Source organism: Streptomyces sp. AC627_RSS907, assembly GCF_019049165.1.
In genome coordinates this window covers 1-579 of record NZ_JAGMUE010000566.1, presented here as the reverse complement: position 1 = coordinate 579, position 579 = coordinate 1, and the positions used below count along the sequence as shown (strand labels likewise).

The 579-nt window shown below is 72.9% G+C and carries 2 protein-coding genes; one reads left to right on the top strand and one right to left on the bottom strand.

Going from position 1 to position 579, the window contains the following annotated elements; translation table 11 throughout:
- Positions 1-147 (bottom strand): TetR/AcrR family transcriptional regulator (locus KUM32_RS37105; RefSeq protein WP_217146263.1); only part of this gene is annotated, 147 nt, incomplete at its 3' end.
- Between the two features lie 69 nt (positions 148-216).
- On the opposite strand from KUM32_RS37105, the gene KUM32_RS37100 reads away from it, so the two are divergent.
- A partial coding sequence (locus KUM32_RS37100) for an acyl-CoA dehydrogenase family protein (protein ID WP_217146262.1) occupies positions 217-579 on the top strand: 363 nt, incomplete at its 3' end.

Genomic DNA, 579 nt, shown 5'->3' with positions numbered 1-579 from the left:
GTGGTTGTACAACGACGGCCCGCTGACCCCGAGTTCGGCGGCGAGCCGGCGGGTCGAGACGGCCTGCAAGCCCTCGGCGTCCACGAGGGCGAGGGCGGCCGTGACGATTCTCTCGCGGCTCAGCAGGGGCTTGCGGGGGCGGGCCATGCGCCACATAGTAGAGCCGCCACACAAAAACTAGCACTGCTCACTAAGCGCACTCCCTGGGGCGGCGACATGGACCTGGAGCTCACGGACGAGCAGGGCGCGGTGCGCCAACTGGCCAAGGACTTCGTCGACCGGGAGGTCGCGCCGCACGCCGCCGCGTGGGACCGCGCCGAGCAGGTCGACCGGGCCATCGTGCCCAAGCTGGGCGCGCTCGGCTTCCTCGGCCTCACCATCCCGGCCCGCTACGGCGGCTCCGACGGCGACCACCTCTCGTACGCGCTGGTCACCGAGGAACTCGGGCGCGGCGACTCGGCGGTGCGCGGCATCCTGTCGGTCTCGCTCGGCCTGTGCGCCAAGTCCATCGCCGCCTGGGGGAGCGAGGCGCAGAAGCGGGAGTGGCTGCCGCGGCTGTGCGCGGGCGAGGCCGTGGGC